We start from the raw sequence: 19,808 nt of genomic DNA on the forward strand, positions 1-19,808 counted from the left end.
CAATGAAAGTCATGGCCCTATCGGATGATGAAGCGTCAGGAGTTTTAACATGCTTGAAGTAGAATTAAAATTTCAGATCCCCGCATCAGATCAAGAAAAGCTCTATCAGCTCTTCTTGAACAAGAATGCTCGCTTGATTTCTTTATACGCAAAATACTATGACACGCCCGAACGGCATTTAGCTGAAAAAAATATTTCATTACGGCAACGTCTTGAAGATGATCACTGGATACAAACTTTAAAAGCGCCCAGCGATCATTCCTTACAACGTTTTGAACTGGAAAGTGATTTAGGCAAGCTAAAAGACCCGGATTTAGATCTTAAGATGTATCAATCCGATTCGAAAGCAAAACAATTGCTGCAAAAGGCTTTGGGCAAACAGGCTAAAAACCTGATTGTGCAATATGAAACAGTCGTTCAACGTCTGGTACATGTGATTCATTTTAACCGTTCAAAAATTGAAGTGAGTCTGGATCGCGGCGAGATTCGTCATAACGATCAGAGCGTGTCAATTTATGAAATTGAATTTGAGCTTAAACAAGGTTCCATACAAGACCTGATCAAATTTATTCACCCCTGGGTGCAGCGATATCATTTATGGCTAGATGTGCGAAGTAAAGCTCAACGCGGCGATTTGCTGGCACGGAGTTTAAAAAATCCTGCTGCTCAATTTGCAAGCTCACTCAAGCTGAATCCACAGGACTCAACAGATCAAGCTTTAAAGCAGATCATCAATAATACCTTGCAGCACCTATTGCCGAATGCATCAACCATCGCTTCCGGACAGTATGATAGCGAACATGTGCACCAGACTCGGGTTGCCATTCGCCGTTTAAGAAGTGCCTTACGTGTTTTTGAGGACTGGTCAAAAGATGTCCATCCAGACTGGCAAGAGCAGCTGACTCATCTGTTCCGCCAACTGGGTTCAACCCGTGATCGCGATGCCTTGAGTGAAGGACTTTTACCTCAGCTCGAACAGGCAGGTGCCCCTTTTGTTCAGGTTCCAGATACGCCTGAACAATCCGGCATTCCCATTGATGAATCATTACGTTCTTCAGACTTTGTAGAATTGATTCTTCATCTGCTGCGCTTTGTCGATCAGCCAAGTAAAGAACAGAAAAAATCCGGATTAAAAAAAGATATCGCCAAAAAACTGCAAAAAATGCATCAACAAATCTGCAAAGATGCCGATCAATTTTTACAGCTGGATATTCCATCCCGGCATCGTACCCGCAAACGGGTCAAACGCTTGCGTTATTGTGTAGAATTCGTGGCTTCGCTTTATCCTGTTCAAGATGTAAAACACTATCTCAAAGATTTAAAACCTGCCCAGGAAAGTTTAGGACAATATAACGATTTGATGGTGGCAGAAGCACTGTTTCAGGACATGGTAAAGCGTAAACAAAAACTGTGGTTTGCCTTGGGCTGGATTGCCAGTGAGAAAAAATACGTTCTGCAACAGGCTCAGCAGCATTTAGACGATTATTCTAAAACCGATACTTTCTGGTAAGTAGAAAATGCAAAGCTAATATTAGCGATATTTGCCAAATATTTTCCAGGTTCCATTATCCGCCAGTGGATCACTATAACTGTCATTACGTTGTTTGCGCGGTTTATCACGTGCATCGACCAGTTCAAAATGTGGCTCTGTACTGAGTACAATACCATTCACATAAAACCGCGTGCGCGTATACTCACTTTGCCCATGTTGAAATACATAAGTGCGCAAATCGATGAATTCACGATGAGCCACCAAAGCTGCGGTATCATCACTTTCCAACCAAGCACTCATGGCCTGAATCTGCTCAGGTTCAAATTTTCCGCACTTATCTAATAAGCTGGCAATACCGCGAAAGGTTTTCGACTCTTTGGCGCGGGTTTTATTAATTCGGATGCGGTCAACATGAAAATAGAACAGCGGCAGATTCAAATGGCTGGGTAAATGCACCGCATCGAGTGTTTCATCTTGCATAAAAGGCTGGAATAGATCTTGTGCTCGTTCAATTAACCCGATCCATTGCCGGTAATATTCATCGACTTCTTTTTTAGAACCATAATAAATAGGTAAGCCTTCAACATTGGCCAAATTTGCAGGCGGCCAAATATTTTGACGCAATAAGGCGATGTCACTTTTTAAACTTTGTACGGCAATGGCATCTTGCATTGGAGTATCCATTTTTATGCTTAGGCTATTTTTAGATTAATCCAAAGGTTTAGTTTCTGCAAGGCTTTGCCTATAATATATGCCATTAGATCGTTTTTGCAGGAAAAGTTCATGGTTCAAAAGATTGAAGCAACAGATGTAACCGAAGAAGAAGCGTTAAATGCTGCTTTTTTTGAACGTGCTGATGAATTTATTAAACAGGCCAACGAATTTTGCCGTGTCGAAAAAGGTTCAGCCGTGAAACCTGCTGAAATGCGCGGACAAGTCAGCGCTGCCATGCTGTTTGCTACTGCCCGTTTTAATACTTGGGTGGCTGCCAATAACTTTAAAGATGGTAATGAAATGCGTGATGCCAAAGATCAGGTGATGTCGTACATCATGCAGCAGTTCCAGATGATGCTGGAAGACAACTATGACGAATATTGCGAACAGTTTGAAAACTATCTTCGCTTTCGTCGTAACGAAGAATTTCATACCAACAAGCATGATCATGACCACAATCACGATCATTAATGAAAAGCCCTACGGGGCTTTTTTTATGTGCTAAGTTTTTGGATGAAAGGTCATCCAAAGCCAAAATACCTTAGTGTATGGTGACATGACAGAGATTTACTGAACCAAAGACTGACCATACAACAGCTGGAGACAGTTTCCGGAAACTTCGATTGTGCTAGACCATTTTGGCACGCCTGCCGGTCTTTTTGGTCAAGTTGGAGTACAGAGCGGACTGACCAAAGTTGTACGGGAAATATTCTAGTTCGCTGGCAGGAGGATATTGCCGAACTGGCAAGGTATCCAAATGTTTATATCAAGATGTCTGGCCTGTTGTTTATGCCGATATTGAGTCATCAGTTTCACAAGCAGAATCGCTTAGCCAGCAAACAGGAAATCTATGATTTAGCCTTTCCACTGATTAGCCATATACTGCGGCACTTTGGCAATTACCGGGTCATATTTGCCTTCAACTTTCCCATTAAGTACATCACTGCTGAACATCATTAATGCCTTTAGTGATGTGGTTAGTGGGGGTCTATGATCCGAATGCACTGAAACAAGTTTTTATCATAACGCGAAGCAGTTTTATCAGCTTTAAATGGGCTTTTCTTTAAGGACAGTTTAGTATAATCATTAAAAATAACCTCTCCCTAACCCTCTCCTAAAAGGAGAGGGAATGTTAAAACAAATAGATTGGTGGCACTAATAAATTAAATGATAGAGCTGATTAAGAACTATGACTTATTTTGTGGCTTTCCATACTGGTCTGCCATGACTTCCACCAACTGATCCAGTTTGATGTATTTCTTGATTACGGCATCCACATCTGCTTTGCTAAGTTTTGCAAAAGCCTGATCACGCTTTTCACGGAATAATAAGTCGCGATTATGTTCTAGTTGCGGCAAAAGCATTGCGTGAATACTGCGTTCATCTTCCAAAGCAGTCACCCGTTTTTTCAGAATATTGGCTTTGGCCGCTTCCAGCTCCTGTTCAGTCACCCCTTTAGTCAGTAAATCATTCAGTACCTTATGCACGGCTTGCGATACTTGCGCCGACTTCGCTGCCGTATAATTGGCTTCTATGGTAAGTGCCCCTGAATCAATCCATTCATCCAGATCCAGATTGCTACCAAATCCATACACCAGGGCATTTTTCTCACGGAGTTCCTGGGCTAAACGTGACGACAGCTGCGAATCAGCCAGAATATAACTAAACGCCATTAAGGCTGGCGCATCGGCATGATTCGAACCCACCGGCAAGGTCAAAATGACCTGATAATTACCAAATTCACGTTGCTCTGATAAAGCATGGATTTTTTGTGCCTTATACGCCTGATAATCAGAACTTAAGCGTTGATAAGGCAATTGCGCTTTCCATCCAGAGAATTCTTTTTGTAGCAGTTTTAGCATGGGCTGAGCCTGATAATCACCGGTAATGGCAATTTGTGCATGATGACTGATAAAGAAATCCTGATATAATTTTTTCACTTGCTCAACTGTTGCTGCTTTAAGCTGCTGTTTAGACAGCTCAGGTTCAAAATGATAGCGTAAATCTCCTGGCTGATAGGTTTCCAATAAGCGCGTCATGGTCAATGCGGCAACCGTTTCAGGTTCCGTATATGGCCGATCTAGGCTCGACAAGCTTTGTGACTTGATCAGGTCAAATTGCGATTGTTCAAACTTCGGTGTTTTCAGAACATCAAGCATAAATTTGAAATAATCATCAAATTTCTCTTTTTTTGCCACAATCTGAATGGCAATACTATTTGCAGATGCTGTAGCCGTTGCTCCACCACCCGCTTCAATCGATTTGTCTGCAATATCCTGCAAACTATACTGATCTGAGCCACGCAAGAGTAAATAGGCCATCAAATCCAGTACTTCACCTTTATTAAACAAAGATTTGTCCGTACCAAAGTCAACAGAAATGGTGGCATAGGTTTTATCATCACGGGTAGAGGTTGGATATAAAGCGTATGCAATACCGTTTTTCAACGTTCCGCGCTGGATTTTCTTTTCAGTATCCATCAAATACTGCTTTGAGGTTTTGACGTATTCCGCGACTTCCTGCTTATAGGCACTGCTGTCTTTAAGCGGCTCTTCTTGCACACTGGCCTGATCTAAGGTTTTAGGTTGCTCGGCAGCCTGTTGTTGCACTGCTTTTTTCTGATCTTCCGGGGTCGGTTTAATATCTCCAGAAATGCGATGTTCTGGCACTAAAAACCGGGTCAGGGTTTGATTGACATCAGTAAGCTTCAATTGCTTCACATTATTCAAATCAGTAAAGTACTGCGACCAGTCTCCCTGATAAGCCACATAATAATCACTTAAACGCCCCCCCAAAGCGGCAGCATTACTGAGTACACTGTCTGCCTGATTCTGAATCAGATTTTTTACCCGGTTTAGTTCGGTCTCATTAAATGGCTGACTTTTTTCCACACCCGCAATAAGTTCGGATTGCACTTTTTTCTCATCATGATTCGGTGCATAAATGGCACCCATAAAGACCAGATTAAAGTCCTGATCTAGCCAGGTAGTAGATTGAACGCCGGTACTTAAACCGGTTTCCACCATGCTTTGATAAAGATGTCCACTCGGTTGCATGGTATATAAATAAGGTGTCAGTGCCAAAGCAGATTTGATCTTTTCATTTTTGCCATTCAGGTAAATATTGAATTTAGCCAGATCACTGCCCTTTTTTACAACAAAATTTCTATGCTGAATTTTGGCTGAGTCCAGCACAGGAACTTTGGTCTGTACTGGAACCTGACGAGTTGCTATTGGACTAAACTGTTGATCAATCTGTTTTAACACAGCGGCTTTATCAAATTTACCGGAAATGATCATTACGGCATTGTTCGGTGCATACCAGGTTCGATAAAATTTATTCAGCTCATCCATTTTAATGGACTGCAATTCTTTTAAATCGCCAATCGGCAAACGTCCCAGATACTTATTGCCATAAGCCGATTTCCACATCTGGTCCATCATCACTGCAAAAGGCTGATCCATACGAACTTCACGTTCGCGTTTCACAATGGCAATTTCAGAAGGGACAAACTTTTCTTGCAGTACCAGCTTGTCCATACGTTCAGCTTCAAGATGAATCACTTGATTAATGGCATTCTGTTCAGGACGGATCACATTGGTATATTTGGTGGAATAATAATCCGTACTGGCGTTGGTCATTAAGGTGTATTGATCCAGACGGCGCTGAAATTCTTCACCTTTGATATTCTGTGTACCCTTAAATGCCAGATGTTCGAGCAAATGTGCCAAACCGCCTTTGCCCTGCGGATCATTGAGTGAACCGGTCAGATAGACCGTGTTCATAAAGACTTTATTTTCTTTATCATTTTGCGCCAGAACCACGCGAAAACCATTGTCTAATGTATATTCTTCAATCTTCTGCTCAGATTTAACCAAAATCGGTTGTGCCCAGGCAGTTGCACTAAAACCAACAAATAATAATGAGATAGTAAGTTGTTTGAACCGCATGAGCATAATTATTCCAATTTATTCAGTCATATGAATTTTTAAGCATCACATCTTAGAAAATGATCATGATGTTGAGTAGTTACTTTTTGCAAGCATTACCGTTTATTTCAATAGCTTTGTCGTTCATTTATATCCAGATGTTACAAATGTAGCTCTGCATGCATATATAATTTTGCATAACCTGAAATTTCAATCCGTTCATTTTCAAGCAGTTCACAATATAATTTTCCCCCACGTGCAGATACCTGATCAGCCAGAATATCTTTTTTGCCCAATTTCTCTGCCCAAAGTGGCGCAATCGCGGTATGAATTGAACCGGTAACCGGATCTTCATCAATGCCATTAGCTGGAGCAAAATAACGCGATATACAATCATAAGGCACAGCAGCCTGAGCAGTAATGGCCAGGTCCAAAACACGCTTGGGTTGGGTTTTCTCGGCTTGATTGAGTGTCCATTGTTTGAATAATTCCAGATTGGGCTTCTCATCCCGTACATCTTGTGGATTTGCATATTCCATAATGTAGGCCTGATGATTTAAATAAACATTTTTAAATGGCTTGCTTAAAATTTGCTTTAAAACTTCAGGATAATGGGTAATTTTTTTTGCACGGCGAATCGGAAAGTTCATTTTGATTTTGCCATCCACCTCTTGGCTTACCACAAAAATGCCGAGCTCTTTAACATGAAACCGAAGGGTTTTCGCAGCAGTATAATCTTTGAATAGTACAAAACTGCTGGCTAGCGTTGCATGTCCACAAAAGTTCACTTCTGTGGTTGGGGTAAACCAGCGGATTTCATAGTTTTCTGCATCAAGCATTTTCACAAACGCAGTTTCCGCCAGATTATTTTCTAAGGCGATATTTTGCATCAAGACCTCATCCAGCCAGTGTTCAGTCACAATCACTGCCGCAGGATTTCCTTTAAATAGTTCCGTTGTGAAGGCATCTACCTGATACATTTTCATATTGATTTGCCCAATTTTAGATTCAGCACTTTGTATGTTCTAAATGTAATACAGACATTATTGCTGCAAGTATTCCATAGCGTGCTTTTTAAAAATAAAAAGCTGATCTAGAAAGACTGTTTTTGTATCCGCCTGCAGATCAGCAACTTTATGTATAAATACTAGCCTATTAATTGCGATTTTCCCCTGGAAAAAACCTGGCTTTAAGGCTAGCTTATTCATATCTATATCATTGATTTCTATCTTATGCATTTTCAAGTCCATATGATTGATGTAAAAAATCAATTGCAGAACTATATCTGGTTATTAGAACATATCCCGAGTAAAGAAGTCGTTGCAGTTGACCCTACGGAAGCACATCTGGTCGAAGAGGTTTGTGCAGCGAAAGGTTTAAAGCTGACTCAGATCTGGCTGACACATTGGCATAAAGACCATATTGGCGGTGTGCCAGAGCTTTTACAAAATCGTCATATCCCCGTTTATGGTCCACGGGAAGAATTAAGCAAAGCTCCTTTTATCACTCATCCCCTACAACATGAAAATCATCTTAGTTTTCATGATTTAAATATTGAGATTATTGCCGTACCTGGACATACACTGGGGCATATCGTTTATTTTATTGATGCGCTGGATGTACTTTTCTGTGGCGATACATTGTTTGCCATGGGTTGTGGCCGTGTGTTTGAAGGAACATATGAGCAAATGTACCATTCGCTGAACCGTCTGGCTGCTTTGCCAGCACGTACCAAAGTCTACTGCACCCATGAATATACACTGGCCAATGCCAAGTTTGCTTTACATGTCGAACCTGACAACCTGGCGATTCAGCAGCGCTTCGAACAGGTGGAAGCACTGCGTATGCTCGGTCAAAGTACCTTACCAAGTAGCATTGAATTGGAACTGCAAACCAATCCCTTTTTAAGGGTGGACAGCGTGGAAGAATTTCGGCACATACGACAGTTAAAAGATAACTTTTAATGGGTGTAGTATGTAGCAGCGATGACAGTTTATAAAATTTGATGGGTTTGGGTATAAGCATCAAGCTCGGCTTGCGTCACCACTTTGGTGACATGCATCTCGTCCACACGAACTAGCAGTAACCCACCTAAAGCCAGTTGATAACGACGGGCGCTGCCAAAAGGCGTATAGGACACTTTGGATTGTTCGCCGAAAAATAGCCAGTCCTCATGGCCCAGCATAACAGCAACAGGTACCTGACCTTGTTGCTGCATCTGCTGAATTTGCTTGCTTACATTCTGTTCAATGGTTTCTGTGGTCATTACAATTCTGTCTTCATCTTGATCAACATTTTGCACCTGCCAGAATTCAATAAATTCTCTTGGTACAATACCATATATTTTATCTTTTTTTAAAATATATGACACTGTCATTTTTTGGCGGCTATTGATTTGTGAATAAAATGACATGGCTGTTCCACTTCAGTGCGGTATTCTCCCCCCCAATTTATTCTTCCCCAAAACTGCTCAAAGATAAAAACATTCATGCTCTAGTTAAAATTGTGTTTAAATATTTCCATTTCAAAAAATCAAGAAAATAGGCTAAAATAAATAAAAATCAATAATATGTAAAATAATTCCTTGAATACAAGATTAGTTTTTATCCGCAATTTAATTATTATTTACGCATTTCTTGCATAAAAAAAATACAAAATATTTATTTTATAAAAAACCTGTTCAAGCTACCCTTTAAAAAAATATCTGCATCCCTATTAATTATTTAATAGCAGTCAGTATCTAATACACAAGGAGTTCTCTCGTGAAGAAAGTTGTTAAGGCAAAAAATTTAATTGCATTTCGTATCTGGTTAGAAAAATTGGGCTATTCAGTAAAATCATTGACTGATAATCGTGGGTTTACCTTTAGCTTCAAAAAAGAATATGGTCTGGTCACATGTGATTTAGCAGGTAATGCGCTTGCCATGCAACTTGGTGAAGAATTCGAAGATCATTTAAAAGCTTAAAAGAGTATCGGTCATTTTGGATTAGGACAAAACAATAATAATTTTAAATCTATTTTTAAAAGCCCATTTTTTGGGCTTTTTATTTATGTTCACTTTTTACAGGCAATAAAAAAGCAAGGTCTATTTACCTTGCTTTAATATGGTGGGGATAGAGAGACTCGAACTCTCACGCCCAGAGGGCGCTGCGACCTGAACACAGTGCGTCTACCAATTCCGCCATATCCCCATCAGGACCAGCTTAGTGCTGGATTTTTCTTACAACAAAAAAGCAAGGTAGCTTACCTTGCCTTAATATGATGGTGGGGACGGAGAGACTCGAACTCTCACACCTTGCGGCGCTGGAACCTAAATCCAGTGCGTCTACCAATTTCGCCACGTCCCCATCAGGGTACCAACTTGATGTTGGATTTTTTAAAGCTTGGCAGAGGATCAAGGATTCGAACCTTGACGAACGGTTTTGGAGACCGTCATGCTACCATTACACCAATCCTCTATAACCTAATTATCAAACTATGCTGATAGTTAAGTGGTGGGGACGGAGAGACTCGAACTCTCACACCTTGCGGCGCTGGAACCTAAATCCAGTGCGTCTACCAATTTCGCCACGTCCCCAATGGCTGTGTATATTATAGAGATCGATTCCTGATGACAAGACCTTTTTATGAAAAATCCACTTGTTTGTTTAAATAAAAAACAAAAACCGTTTTTCTGTATTTTTCTTAAGCATTTTCAGTGACTAAGCAGCATTTTATTGTAGCAATGTCGGTAAATCTCTGCTGTTTTTGCTTCGCCAACATGCCACATAAAAGCTGTTCAAACGCTAAATAAGGTTGTGGCAGTTCAATATTTAGCTGCTGGCAATGCAAATAGGCCCAATCGTGATAATTTTTTGCACTCAGGCGCTGATTTTTCAACCATTCATACAGAATAATACCCAACGCATAAATATCCGTTTGCACGGTTTTTTCGGCACCCTGAAAAAGTTCGGGTGCCATATAGCGTGGTGTTGCCGTTAGATTTTTCGGATTGTGGACTGCATTGATTTTTTGTACCTGCTCAAAATCAATTAAACATACGCGGTTTTGATGTTTAACCAAGTGCTCACGTTTTAAATCACCATGAATCCAGCCCAACTGATGCAACTGATCCACGGCATCTAAAAGCTTCAAAAAAGTCTGTTTGATCTGTTGTAGTGACATCTCGGCACAATTACCAAGCAATAAGTCTGCGTCGCTTAGAATCAATGCTGCACTGCCCGACATGTGTGATTCAGCCAGGCTTTTAAAATTAGAAATCATTTGAAAAGGCAATAAAAAATCAGGCTGGCTGCTGGCAGAATTGGCTTGAGCTAAAAATTGCTGATAAAAAAGCAGTTCATTTCGAAACCCGGCTTCAACACTTGGATGGCTATTTAAGCTTTGGGTTTTTAACCAATAGTGTTGTTGCTGATATTCAAAGGTATATAAACAACGCCCAAAAGTTAAACTTTTGGGCTTGGTCTTTAACATTAAATGGATGTTAGAAAAATCCACATCTTTAAACTGCAATAAATTCTGCGGTTTTTTTCTCTGGATCATGCTGATAACTTAAAAGCTCTAAACAGTGCTGAATGGTTTTACCTACACGGGCATGGGTTTCGATAGAAGATATTTTCGGCCAGGTTGCCCGCTCCCCTTCTCTTTGCAATAACTTGAACAAATACGGGCGTGGATTCTGAAACATGTAACTATAATGGCGCAGGCTATAATCACCTACGATATTCACATCCCCATAATAACCTTGATCAATCACCCCATAGCCATGATCAAGCAAACGGCGTACAGGGGGAAACATGCCGACCCGACCACGGGCAAAATCCATGATTCCTTTGGTAATGACTTTGCCCTGACGACGAACAATCCGCTCTGGCCAGCTCATCATATCTTGACGATAGCGTTCTACATCACTTTGCATGAATGGCACAATATGTGGATTCACCTGACTGGCAATGGTGTAATTTAAGTTATACAGTCGCGCCATTTTTTCTTGCGGGAAATCACTTCTTACACTGCCGTCTACCCAACGGGTATTGGACATATAAGGGGTCAATTTGCCATCGTAACGCTTACTGGTGAGCTTAACCGGTGGAAACAGGATGGGCACAGCACAGGATGCCAACACCGCACTCCAAACCAGTAAATCTGGCGAAGTATAAGTATTCATGATGCGGGCTTGTTGTGAGGTGTCATAAGGTGCTACAGCGACATTAATATGTAAACCGGAAGTTTTAAAGGCTTCTTCAAATGTCACATCACCCAAATTTTCAATCAGGAATTTTTTCAGGTATTTTACATCGGCAAAACCACCGTTGCCCTTTAAAAGGTCGCCAAATTTACGAAAGTGAAAAGCTTCGGTAAAAAAGTTTTCACCATTTAAAAGACCGGTAATATCTGAAGGTTTTGAAGTACCGAGCATGGTGGTCATGATTGCCCCGGCACTCGAACCGGATAACACTTTAGGCATTAAATCCTGTTCAAGCAGTGCTTTACATACGCCGGTATGAAACAGTCCTAAAGTTGCTCCACCTGAAAACATGATAGCAGGCTGGCCATAAGCTTTTTTACACTGCTGAAAGAACTCTATTTTTTTTTCCATAGGCAAGCAAGTACAGTTGCTCGAAGCAATGTAAGCCAGGCTTTCACTGACTTCTTCCACATAATCTTCAATAATTTTTTTAGTGCCCACATAGGTAGCATTAAAAAGCATGGGATGTGCAATATTTGCGATATCGTAGCTTAAACCTTCACGCAATATATACATGAGATCTTGGGTACGTTTTTGAAAACGGTAGCGTTTTAACCTGCTTAATCGCTCAGAAATAATTTCGGCATCAAAATAAGGTGAACAGTTATCCAATTTCCATTCTTGAGCACCGGATTCTTCATCTATTTTTAGGGCAATGCTTTTCCATTCTTCATAGGTTTCAGCCGCAGCGAGCTGACTTTTTAATTTTTTTATACGGTATGCTTGATGTGGATTAATATTTGTCGTGAACTCATTAAATAACATATCTATCCCTCAAACACTTTCATTGTTATTTCCTGTCCCTGATCGGGTATCGAACATCATCTTTGTACAATCAACAAGTGATTAATCCATCATCATACCGCCTATTCAATTGGCAAACTATGGCTATTTGATATACAGTTTCCATGTAAAATGACCTTTTCACTTTATCCGTATAAGCTGAACCATCATGGCAACAATTGATTTACCTGACAATATCTTACAAGTTCTTTCGACTGTACTCCAACAGCTACAGCAAAACCTACCTGAACTGAAACAAGAAACCAACTTTGAAGCTTCGGCTTATAAGTGGCAAAATAAACAATTAAACGCCATTCAGCAGCCTAAAAAAATCTATTTGGACGATTTAAAAGGTATAGAAAAACAAAAAGAAAAAGTGATTCAAAATACCCGGCAATTTTTAAAAGGCTTGCCTGCCAACGATGTGCTACTGACTGGCTCACGCGGCACAGGGAAATCCTCAATTGTACGTGCATTATTAACCGAGTATGAATCTGAAGGCTTGCGTTTAATTGAAATTGAACGTGATGATTTGGCCGATTTGCCGATGATTCAGAAATTGATTGAAAATCGTCCTGAAAAATTTATTGTCTACTGTGATGACCTGGCTTTTAACGCAGAAGATGAAAACTATCGCAGTTTAAAAAGTGTATTGGATGGTTCATTACAATCCGGTTCAAGCAATTTTATTATTTATGCCACCAGCAACCGCCGTCATTTATTGCCGGAATTTATGCATGAAAACACCCCGATAACGCGTATGGATGTTCCTCAATACACGGAGCTACACCCACAAGAAGCCATTGAAGAAAAAATTTCACTGTCTGACCGTTTCGGTATGTGGCTGTCGTTCTATCCGATGGATCAGAACTTGTACCTGGAAATCGTGCAGCACTATTTAGCAAAAGCTGGTATGTCCATGACAGATGAAGTACGCGCCGAAGCCTTAAGATGGTGTCAGGCACGTGGACAGCGTTCAGGGCGTGCAGCGTATCAGTTCTCAAAACACTGGATTGGATCACAACAGTTAAAAGCACTTTAAATCCGATCAAGTTTCATATAAAAACCAGCTTAAAATGAGCTGGTTCTTTTATAGAAATTTGGCTTTTAAAGCGGAAACACAAGATAAAAAGAAAGCAAAAATACATAACGAGTATCGGGAAGTAAAAGATCAATTTAATCAGTTTATTGAGAAAAATCGTTCAAAGTCATTCTAGCCCGATTTTATGCTTCAGACTTGAGTTGACGTTTATACTCAAACATTTTTCTATCTGTTTCAGCAGCTGCTTTAAACAGTCCTTGAGAAGGATGACGCCGCCCCCAATCGCCGCAGCAATTTTTTCCTGTGTTAAAGCTTGTATAAGGCGACTCAAGAGTACTTCTACTACTCCTGCCTCATCATTTTCTACACTTAAAATCACAAACTCATCCCTACCTAAACGAGCCACAATATCATTACTGTGTGCAGTATTTCTGAGCACATAGGTAAAACTGATTCTGAATATAAATCCGCATATATCAAATTATACTTTGCCCCAACCCCTTCAACTGAGTATTAAAAAGAGACTCTCTCGCCTCTTTTTTAATTCTTTATATTTAAGCTTCGCTTGGATTGGTCAACTCTGTCATTGGCCAACGTGGCGTAGTCGTCACAGACAAGCCATCATGCTGCCCTGCTTTTAAACGCTGATAACCGGCAAAGGCAATCATGGCACCATTATCAGTACATAACGCGGGTTCTGCATAATAGACTTGGGCTTTAATTTTAGCCAAATCCGCTTCCAGACGTTCACGTAAACGTTTGTTGGCACTTACACCACCTGCAATCACCAAACGTTTTAAACCGGTCTGTTTCAGTGTTTTTACCGATTTTTTCACCAGTGTATCTACTAGTGCTTCCTGGAAGCTCGCTGCGATATCAGCTTCACGACCTTGACCTTCCACTTTTTTCAATTGAATGGAAACTGCCGTCTTTAAACCACTAAATGAAAAATCCAGACCTTGATGCAGCATTGGACGCGGGAAAGCAAAGGCTTCTGGATTCCCCTGCTCAGCCAGTTTTGAAATGTTCGGACCACCTGGATAAGGCAAGCCCATCATCTTTGCCACTTTATCAAAAGCTTCACCGGCAGCATCATCAATGGATTCACCCAGCAATTCATATTGACCAATGCCATGAGCTGCCATGAGCTGAGTATGCCCGCCAGAGACCAATAAAGCGACAAACGGAAATTCTGGCGGAGTTTTAGACAACAAAGGCGCCAACATATGACCTTCCATATGATGCACACCAATGGCCGGTTTATTCAAAGCAAACGCCAAGGTACGACCAAACAGTGCACCAGTCATAAGCGCTCCCATCAAGCCGGGACCACGTGTATAGGCGACGGCATCAATGTCTGATTTTTTAATATTGCTTTGTTCAAGCAACTGATTCATTAAAGGAATTAACTTACGCACATGATCGCGTGAAGCCAGTTCCGGGACCACTCCACCATATTCGGCATGCAGTTTAATCTGACTATATAACACCTGTCCTATTAAGCCAACTTCACTGTCATAGAGTGCTAACCCAGTTTCATCACAAGAAGTTTCCAAGCCCAGAACGATCATTAAACTGCCTTTTACCCGTATCTAAATATTGCTAAAGCTATTATAGACTTGTGATATGAGATGTAAATGAGTAAAATACTGCACTTCACTTGTGATCGAAGGCAATTCAGCCTAGATCTTATCCATAACTTAATGAGGATTCTTCATGCCACAAGTTAAATTGAAAGAAGGCGAACCAGTAGACGTAGCTATCCGTCGTTTCAAACGTTCATGCGAAAAAGCAGGTGTTTTAGCTGACGTTCGTAAACGTGAATTCTACGAAAAACCAACTCAAGAACGTAAACGTAAAAAAGCTGCTGCTGTTAAACGTTACCAAAAGAAATTGGCTCGCGAATCAGTTCGTACTACACGCCTTTACTAAGATTAATTTGTGATTGACTGCCTGGACTAAATAAATGACTACTTTAAAAAACCAAATCACTGAAGTTTTGAAAGCAACAATGCGTGCTAAAGAAATGAATAAGTTGACGGTTATTCGTAGTCTGCAGGCAGCAATTAAGCAAATCGAAGTCGATGAGCGCAAAGAGCTTGACGACGCTCAAGTTCTTGCGGTCATTGAAAAGCAAATTAAACAACGTAAAGAATCGGTTAAAGCCTTTGAAGGCGCTGGCCGAGATGATTTAGCTAGTAAGGAACAAGCCGAAATTGAAGTGTTATCTCAATTTCTACCAGAAGCTATGACTGAGGAAGAGCTTGATTCTATCATTGCGCAGACGATTACTGCACAAGAAGCTACTAGCATGAAAGATATGGGTAAGGTGATGAATTCTCTGCGTCCGCTCATAGCCGGGCGCGCCGATCCTGCACAAGTTTCAGCTAAAATTAAAGCTAAACTTAGCTAACCCCACTTCTAAAATCGTTCTTTATCGTTGAACTGCCTTTAAGCAAAGACAGTTCAAATGTTTCATCTAATCTCTTATAAACATTCCCGATTATTTCAGATCACACTGAATATTATATTTTTTCAAAATCAGCATTTCTTTTGATGACATCACTTTATTAATGACGTCTTGCCTGGTCATGTGTCTAAATTGACGATCCAAAGACTCCCTGTTCTGATCTGCCGCCTGATATAACCGATCTACATAATTACCCACGATTCCACAGAATTTCGCTTGTTGCTGTGAAGTAAATCTGGTTTGCTGAGCATCCAAACTACTAAAAAAATTCCTGGTTTCTTGCTTATATTGCTCAGAAATTTGATCCACAGCTGCCACGTATTGCTCAACACTTGCTAAGGCAACATTTGATGTCGCACACCCCATTAAAAAACAGGAAAATAATATTTTTTTCATCATTCAATCAATATTGTTCATCGTCAGAAATACAAATGCAGCCTAAGATTATCATATACTTCAAGTTTCTAGATGTAGATTTTATTCTTCAATATGCAGAAAAGATGGCTTGTATTTAATATAAGCTTGCTCTGTAGGTGCCAGTAATTCACCCGAAGTTACCGTCCCTAAGCGTAAACGAATAATTTCAGGCAAATCGACCCGATAAGAATAAATTGGACTACCACATTCCTGACAAAAAACCCATGCTTTATTCGGGCTATGGAAATATTCTTTTAAAAATTTAAGTCCAGTGGTAATTTCAAATTTTGATTGCTGTAACGGACTGTTCCAGGCAAAGATTGAGCCTTGCGCCATTTGACAATCCTTACAGTAACAGATGATGGTTTTTTCAATTTCACCCTGATAACGATATTTCACCCTTCCACATAAGCATTGACCTTCTAGCATGTGTTACTCCTTGTTTTTATTATCACTGCAACATAATCATATACAACTAAATTCTGAGCTGTCGCTCTTTTTGCATTTCCTGAATCCGTACTTTTAATTTTGCAGCTAACACAGCATTATCTTTAGCCAAGCGCTGTGCATGCAATAAAGACTTAATCGCATTTTCTTCCGAACCCGACCAGTATTCTACTTCTGCCCGATAACGCAGCACATTCACCGTTCTAATTGGGGATTGATGATCGATATTTGCAGCTTGCTGCATCAGGCGCCAAGCCTGAATATCACGCGGATTTTTATTGATAAAGCGTTGGATCAGACTGAAAGCTTGTGCAGGCTCTTTTTGACGGATATAGACTTCCGCCAGTTTAAAAGCCAAAGCCCTGTTTTCCGGCATAATCAGTGCTGCTGATTGAATGGCCTGATAAGCTTGCTCGGTTTTATTTTGTCCCAAATAAATATCGGTTTGAATAAGAACCAGCAGATTATTTAAATACTGCTGTTTTTTGGCCCGATCTAAAACCTGCTGCGCCAGAATATAATCGCCCTGTTTTAAATAAAATGCAGCCAATGCCAGCTGGCCGGCAAAATTATTGCGATTCGCCAAAACCTGAAGTTGTTGCTCTGTGGTCTGGTTAGAAATGACCTTGCTGTACCACTTCAGTATTTCAAAATCTTCATCATGCAAGCTTGATTTTACCAGAGGGAATTGATTAGCTCTTAAACGCGCTTCACTCATCCGTTCTGTACTGAGCGGATGGGTGAGCCAGAAATCAGGCAAGAAACTGACTTTACTGGTTGCCCGGTCCATGACTTCAAAAAAGTCCGCCATACTTTGCGGGTTATAGCCTGCGCTATACATATACTGCATGCCAATCCGGTCTGCTTCACGCTCCTGATTCCGACTATAGTTCAGCTGTTTATCCATCAATGCCGCCTGAGAACCCAGCATTACCGCAGTTCCAGCATCACCATCAGCTTGAGAAGCAATTAGCGCGCCTACAAGTAATCCTGCCACAGTTAACAGGCCCTGCCCCTTAAACGCCTCTTGTGAGCGACTGTAATGACGTTGTGATACATGGGCTACTTCGTGAGCCATCACCCCAGCCACTTCATCCATATTTCGGGCAGAAGTGATTAAGCCAGTATTGATGGCAAATAATCCACCCGGAACGGCAAAAGCATTAATTTGAGGATCATCGACAATCACCAGCCCTATGGGCTGACCCAGCTGGGTCTGGCTTAAAATATGTGAAAATACACTCCCCAACTGATCTTCCAGCCACGGATTCTGCAAGACAGGCATTTGGTGCTGGACTTCACGAAAGACCTTTTCACCAATCATTTTTTCTTTTTGCTGGTCAATCAGACCAACACCACTACCAATTTCCGGAACATTAAATTGTGAGGTTAAATTGACATTTGCACTGTGCGTTAATGTGATTGCTGAAATCAAAGTCAGGTTACACGCCCATAAAAACCGTTTCAATGTGATGTTCTCAAACTGCTTTTTTCAATTCACCTGACTATAACATTGAAAATTGGAGCAATTTGCAATGAAGTGTTATCAAAGTTTAAGCAAAGGCCGGATTCACCAGATAAGGCGGTGTACGGCCTTCCAGCACATCCACCAGGTTACGATAGGCCAACTCAGCCATTTTTTTACGCGTTTCCGCAGTCGCAGAACCGACATGCGGCATAGTTACCACATTTTCCAGAGCAAAAAGTTCTGATTCCTGCAAAGGCTCTTTTACATAAACATCCAGTCCAGCAGCAAAAATTTTGCCGGCTTTAAGTGTATTAATGAGTGCTTGCTCATCCACCACAGAACCACGGGCAATATTGACAAAAACCGCATGTGACTGCATTTGATCGAACTCGTGCTGCCCAATCAAGGCCTGAGATTCCGCATTTAGATCAACAGCAACAACTATAAAATCAGACTGCTGCAATAATTCATCCAAGGCACAATAACGGGCGTTTAACGGCTGTGCCAGTTCAAGTTTTTCACGGCGGTTATGATAAACAATGTTCATGTTGAAACCATAAAAGCCACGGCGTGCAATCGCAGCGCCGATATTGCCCAAACCAATGATCCCCAAAGTTTTACCAAAAACATCCTGCCCGAATTGCGCTGTCCCCACGGTACGTTGCCAGTTGCCCTGCTTGGTCCATTGATCCAGAGCCGGAACTTTACGTGCTGCGCTCATCAGCAGACTAAATGCCAAATCGGCAGTGCTTTCGGTTAATACATGCGGGGTATTAGATAACCAGATTTTTTGCTGGTTTAAATAGGACAGATCGTAATTGTCATAACCCACACTGACACTGGAAATAATTTTAAGCTGCTGTGCCGTTGCCAGATTATTTTCATTTAGTAATCGCCCTGCACCAATCATTGCATCGGCATCTTTAACTTGCTCAAGAATCTGTTGGTTGACATTACCCTGTTTCGGGTTAATGATGACCACCTGATATTGCTGTTGCAAACGCTGAAGGATATCCTGATCTAACTGGCTAAAAACCACGACTTTCTTGTTCATGTTCCATCCGTGTTTTGAGGCGATTTTTGCATAAACTGCCACAAGCGTTTTTTCAATAAGGGCTGATTCAGCATTTCCTGCAAACCCGCCAGATTGATGCTTTTTGAATGTTTTAAATAAGCACTCTGCCCCAGAAAAATAATATTTTTATCTGCACTGATTGCATCTAAAAATCCTTGTACATAACTTTCCGCACCGTGACCATCCTGAAAACCCATTAAAGGAAATGGCCACTGCAATTCATTATATTCACCCGATACTGCATGTTGAATATTATGCCAAAGTTGCTGCTGCTCAGCGGTGATTTCTGTTGTGTCCACTACAATTACACAGTGTGACAAAGCCAATGCTTGCAGCTGAAAAGGGGAAATTTGCTGTGCCGGACGTGTTGCTATCTCCTCGGCGACAATGTCAATTTTTTCTTCTACTGCTGCAATTGGAGAGATTAAAGACTCGGTGCATTCAGGCTCTTGCCTTTGGTCTGCTTTAAGGGCTAGTGGTAGTACAGCTGGTGCTTTTGCCAGCACAATTTCAGTCTGATATTCAGCTGCGGCCTGATCTCGCCACAGCGATGAAGATGGCATTTTTTGACATACAACATTCCGAGGAACCCAGATATCGATTCCTAAAGTTGCCAATATGTCACGCTGATGCCCTATCATCTTTTTTCATCACCAATTGAATAGTGGATATTCTAACGAGATTAGCGATTTTTTGCTGGGCTTTTATTGAATCATCCGGCA

21 protein-coding genes, 4 tRNA genes and 1 pseudogene are annotated in these 19,808 nt (G+C 41.0%); 8 read left to right on the plus strand and 18 right to left on the minus strand.

Annotated elements, in window-relative coordinates; genetic code table 11:
• Positions 1–49 precede the first annotated feature (49 nt).
• Positions 50–1,510, plus strand: coding sequence for a CYTH and CHAD domain-containing protein (locus B9T38_RS03820; RefSeq protein ID WP_086195537.1), 1,461 nt, complete (start codon positions 50–52; stop codon positions 1,508–1,510).
• A 21-nt stretch (positions 1,511–1,531) separates the two neighbouring features.
• Here B9T38_RS03820 and B9T38_RS03825 read toward each other — a convergent pair whose 3' ends face one another.
• Positions 1,532–2,164, minus strand: coding sequence for a hypothetical protein (locus B9T38_RS03825; RefSeq protein ID WP_086195538.1), 633 nt, complete (start codon positions 2,162–2,164; stop codon positions 1,532–1,534).
• 111 nt (positions 2,165–2,275) lie between these two features.
• On the opposite strand from B9T38_RS03825, the gene B9T38_RS03830 reads away from it, so the two are divergent.
• Both B9T38_RS03830 and B9T38_RS16945 read left to right on the plus strand, forming a co-directional pair.
• On the plus strand, positions 2,276–2,677 hold the full coding sequence (locus B9T38_RS03830; protein ID WP_086195539.1) for a DUF3144 domain-containing protein: 402 nt from the start codon (positions 2,276–2,278) through the stop codon (positions 2,675–2,677).
• A gap of 130 nt (positions 2,678–2,807) precedes the next feature.
• Positions 2,808–3,257 (plus strand): annotated as a pseudogene (locus B9T38_RS16945) (amidohydrolase family protein); the annotation flags it as partial.
• Positions 3,258–3,393: 136 nt separating this feature from the next.
• Here the strand turns inward: B9T38_RS16945 and B9T38_RS03840 are convergent.
• From B9T38_RS03840 to B9T38_RS03850, 3 genes are all read right to left on the minus strand, one after another.
• On the minus strand, positions 3,394–6,162 hold the full coding sequence (locus B9T38_RS03840) for a M16 family metallopeptidase (RefSeq protein WP_086195540.1): 2,769 nt from the start codon (positions 6,160–6,162) through the stop codon (positions 3,394–3,396).
• A gap of 134 nt (positions 6,163–6,296) precedes the next feature.
• Entirely contained in the window at positions 6,297–7,121 is an 825-nt protein-coding gene (locus B9T38_RS03845; RefSeq protein ID WP_086195541.1) for a PhzF family phenazine biosynthesis protein, read from the minus strand.
• A 57-nt stretch (positions 7,122–7,178) separates the two neighbouring features.
• Entirely contained in the window at positions 7,179–7,373 is a 195-nt protein-coding gene (locus tag B9T38_RS03850; RefSeq protein ID WP_086195542.1) for a hypothetical protein, read from the minus strand.
• Here B9T38_RS03850 and gloB point away from each other — a divergent pair.
• Positions 7,368–8,099 carry a hydroxyacylglutathione hydrolase gene (gene gloB, locus B9T38_RS03855; protein ID WP_086195543.1) on the plus strand — a complete coding sequence of 244 codons (732 nt, stop codon included), beginning with the start codon at positions 7,368–7,370 and terminating at the stop codon, positions 8,097–8,099. The two genes, B9T38_RS03850 and gloB, sit on opposite strands and share 6 nt — an antisense overlap.
• Positions 8,100–8,128: 29 nt before the next feature.
• Here gloB and B9T38_RS03860 read toward each other — a convergent pair whose 3' ends face one another.
• Complete coding sequence (locus tag B9T38_RS03860; protein ID WP_086195674.1) at positions 8,129–8,401, minus strand: hypothetical protein; 273 nt, start codon at positions 8,399–8,401, stop codon at positions 8,129–8,131.
• A gap of 496 nt (positions 8,402–8,897) precedes the next feature.
• Here B9T38_RS03860 and B9T38_RS03865 point away from each other — a divergent pair, with 496 nt between their 5' ends.
• A complete protein-coding gene (locus tag B9T38_RS03865) occupies positions 8,898–9,101 on the plus strand; it encodes a hypothetical protein (RefSeq protein ID WP_086176023.1) in 204 nt (67 codons plus the stop codon).
• A 140-nt stretch (positions 9,102–9,241) separates the two neighbouring features.
• Here the strand turns inward: B9T38_RS03865 and B9T38_RS03870 are convergent.
• The 6 genes from B9T38_RS03870 to B9T38_RS03895 all read right to left on the minus strand — a co-directional run bounded on the left by B9T38_RS03870 (position 9,242) and on the right by B9T38_RS03895 (position 12,149).
• A tRNA-Leu gene (locus tag B9T38_RS03870) sits at positions 9,242–9,327 on the minus strand.
• A gap of 71 nt (positions 9,328–9,398) precedes the next feature.
• A tRNA-Leu gene (locus B9T38_RS03875) sits at positions 9,399–9,483 on the minus strand.
• Between the two features lie 37 nt (positions 9,484–9,520).
• Positions 9,521–9,594 (minus strand) — tRNA-Trp (locus B9T38_RS03880).
• 34 nt (positions 9,595–9,628) lie between these two features.
• Positions 9,629–9,713: transfer RNA gene (locus B9T38_RS03885), tRNA-Leu, on the minus strand.
• Positions 9,714–9,820: 107 nt separating this feature from the next.
• Positions 9,821–10,678: a protein kinase domain-containing protein gene (locus B9T38_RS03890; RefSeq protein ID WP_086195544.1), complete on the minus strand. Its 858-nt coding sequence runs from the start codon at positions 10,676–10,678 to the stop codon at positions 9,821–9,823.
• On the minus strand, positions 10,638–12,149 hold the full coding sequence (locus B9T38_RS03895; protein WP_086195545.1) for a DUF3336 domain-containing protein: 1,512 nt from the start codon (positions 12,147–12,149) through the stop codon (positions 10,638–10,640). Before B9T38_RS03895 ends, B9T38_RS03890 begins: the two co-directional genes overlap by 41 nt.
• 187 nt (positions 12,150–12,336) lie before the next feature.
• On the opposite strand from B9T38_RS03895, the gene B9T38_RS03900 reads away from it, so the two are divergent.
• Positions 12,337–13,209, plus strand: a complete 873-nt coding sequence (locus B9T38_RS03900) for an ATP-binding protein (RefSeq protein WP_086195546.1) — start codon at positions 12,337–12,339, stop codon at positions 13,207–13,209.
• A gap of 166 nt (positions 13,210–13,375) precedes the next feature.
• On the opposite strand, the gene B9T38_RS03905 is transcribed toward B9T38_RS03900, so the two are convergent.
• Positions 13,376–13,615 (minus strand): hypothetical protein, encoded by a 240-nt coding sequence (locus B9T38_RS03905; RefSeq protein ID WP_251992205.1) that lies wholly within the window; start codon positions 13,613–13,615, stop codon positions 13,376–13,378.
• Positions 13,616–13,763: 148 nt separating this feature from the next.
• Positions 13,764–14,780, minus strand: coding sequence for a tRNA (adenosine(37)-N6)-threonylcarbamoyltransferase complex transferase subunit TsaD (gene tsaD / locus B9T38_RS03910; RefSeq protein ID WP_086195547.1), 1,017 nt, complete (start codon positions 14,778–14,780; stop codon positions 13,764–13,766).
• Positions 14,781–14,925: 145 nt separating this feature from the next.
• On the opposite strand from tsaD, the gene rpsU reads away from it, so the two are divergent.
• Entirely contained in the window at positions 14,926–15,141 is a 216-nt protein-coding gene (gene rpsU, locus B9T38_RS03915) for a 30S ribosomal protein S21 (protein WP_001136722.1), read from the plus strand.
• 34 nt (positions 15,142–15,175) lie between these two features.
• Positions 15,176–15,622: a GatB/YqeY domain-containing protein gene (locus B9T38_RS03920; protein WP_086195548.1), complete on the plus strand. Its 447-nt coding sequence runs from the start codon at positions 15,176–15,178 to the stop codon at positions 15,620–15,622.
• A gap of 90 nt (positions 15,623–15,712) precedes the next feature.
• Here B9T38_RS03920 and B9T38_RS03925 read toward each other — a convergent pair whose 3' ends face one another.
• The 5 genes from B9T38_RS03925 to B9T38_RS03945 form a co-directional block, all read right to left on the minus strand.
• Positions 15,713–16,075 (minus strand): hypothetical protein, encoded by a 363-nt coding sequence (locus tag B9T38_RS03925; protein WP_086195549.1) that lies wholly within the window; start codon positions 16,073–16,075, stop codon positions 15,713–15,715.
• 81 nt (positions 16,076–16,156) lie between these two features.
• Positions 16,157–16,525 (minus strand): GFA family protein, encoded by a 369-nt coding sequence (locus B9T38_RS03930; RefSeq protein WP_086195550.1) that lies wholly within the window; start codon positions 16,523–16,525, stop codon positions 16,157–16,159.
• 46 nt (positions 16,526–16,571) lie between these two features.
• Positions 16,572–18,011, minus strand: coding sequence for a M48 family metalloprotease (locus tag B9T38_RS03935; protein WP_086195551.1), 1,440 nt, complete (start codon positions 18,009–18,011; stop codon positions 16,572–16,574).
• Between the two features lie 85 nt (positions 18,012–18,096).
• The gene (locus tag B9T38_RS03940) at positions 18,097–19,065 is read right to left on the minus strand and encodes a 2-hydroxyacid dehydrogenase (protein WP_086195552.1); all 969 of its coding nucleotides are present in this window, start codon (positions 19,063–19,065) and stop codon (positions 18,097–18,099) included.
• Positions 19,062–19,727 (minus strand): hypothetical protein, encoded by a 666-nt coding sequence (locus B9T38_RS03945; RefSeq protein ID WP_086195553.1) that lies wholly within the window; start codon positions 19,725–19,727, stop codon positions 19,062–19,064. Before B9T38_RS03945 ends, B9T38_RS03940 begins: the two co-directional genes overlap by 4 nt.
• Between the last annotated feature and the right edge of the window lie 81 nt (positions 19,728–19,808).

The organism is Acinetobacter sp. ANC 4218 (genome assembly GCF_002135245.1).
Taxonomy (GTDB): Bacteria; Pseudomonadota; Gammaproteobacteria; order Pseudomonadales; family Moraxellaceae; genus Acinetobacter.

Coding starts and splice junctions, on each gene's coding strand:
- B9T38_RS03820 (WP_086195537.1), top strand. CDS start 50: ATGCTTGAAGTAGAATTAAAATTTCAGATCCCCGCATCAGATCAAGAA.
- B9T38_RS03825 (WP_086195538.1), bottom strand. CDS start 2,164: ATGCAAGATGCCATTGCCGTACAAAGTTTAAAAAGTGACATCGCCTTA.
- B9T38_RS03830 (WP_086195539.1), top strand. CDS start 2,276: ATGGTTCAAAAGATTGAAGCAACAGATGTAACCGAAGAAGAAGCGTTA.
- B9T38_RS03840 (WP_086195540.1), bottom strand. CDS start 6,162: ATGCTCATGCGGTTCAAACAACTTACTATCTCATTATTATTTGTTGGT.
- B9T38_RS03845 (WP_086195541.1), bottom strand. CDS start 7,121: ATGAAAATGTATCAGGTAGATGCCTTCACAACGGAACTATTTAAAGGA.
- gloB (WP_086195543.1), top strand. CDS start 7,368: ATGCATTTTCAAGTCCATATGATTGATGTAAAAAATCAATTGCAGAAC.
- B9T38_RS03850 (WP_086195542.1), bottom strand. CDS start 7,373: ATGCATAAGATAGAAATCAATGATATAGATATGAATAAGCTAGCCTTA.
- B9T38_RS03860 (WP_086195674.1), bottom strand. CDS start 8,401: ATGACCACAGAAACCATTGAACAGAATGTAAGCAAGCAAATTCAGCAG.
- B9T38_RS03890 (WP_086195544.1), bottom strand. CDS start 10,678: ATGATCCAGAGAAAAAAACCGCAGAATTTATTGCAGTTTAAAGATGTG.
- B9T38_RS03895 (WP_086195545.1), bottom strand. CDS start 12,149: ATGTTATTTAATGAGTTCACGACAAATATTAATCCACATCAAGCATAC.
- B9T38_RS03900 (WP_086195546.1), top strand. CDS start 12,337: ATGGCAACAATTGATTTACCTGACAATATCTTACAAGTTCTTTCGACT.
- tsaD (WP_086195547.1), bottom strand. CDS start 14,780: ATGATCGTTCTGGGCTTGGAAACTTCTTGTGATGAAACTGGGTTAGCA.
- rpsU (WP_001136722.1), top strand. CDS start 14,926: ATGCCACAAGTTAAATTGAAAGAAGGCGAACCAGTAGACGTAGCTATC.
- B9T38_RS03920 (WP_086195548.1), top strand. CDS start 15,176: ATGACTACTTTAAAAAACCAAATCACTGAAGTTTTGAAAGCAACAATG.
- B9T38_RS03925 (WP_086195549.1), bottom strand. CDS start 16,075: ATGAAAAAAATATTATTTTCCTGTTTTTTAATGGGGTGTGCGACATCA.
- B9T38_RS03930 (WP_086195550.1), bottom strand. CDS start 16,525: ATGCTAGAAGGTCAATGCTTATGTGGAAGGGTGAAATATCGTTATCAG.
- B9T38_RS03940 (WP_086195552.1), bottom strand. CDS start 19,065: ATGAACAAGAAAGTCGTGGTTTTTAGCCAGTTAGATCAGGATATCCTT.
- B9T38_RS03945 (WP_086195553.1), bottom strand. CDS start 19,727: ATGATAGGGCATCAGCGTGACATATTGGCAACTTTAGGAATCGATATC.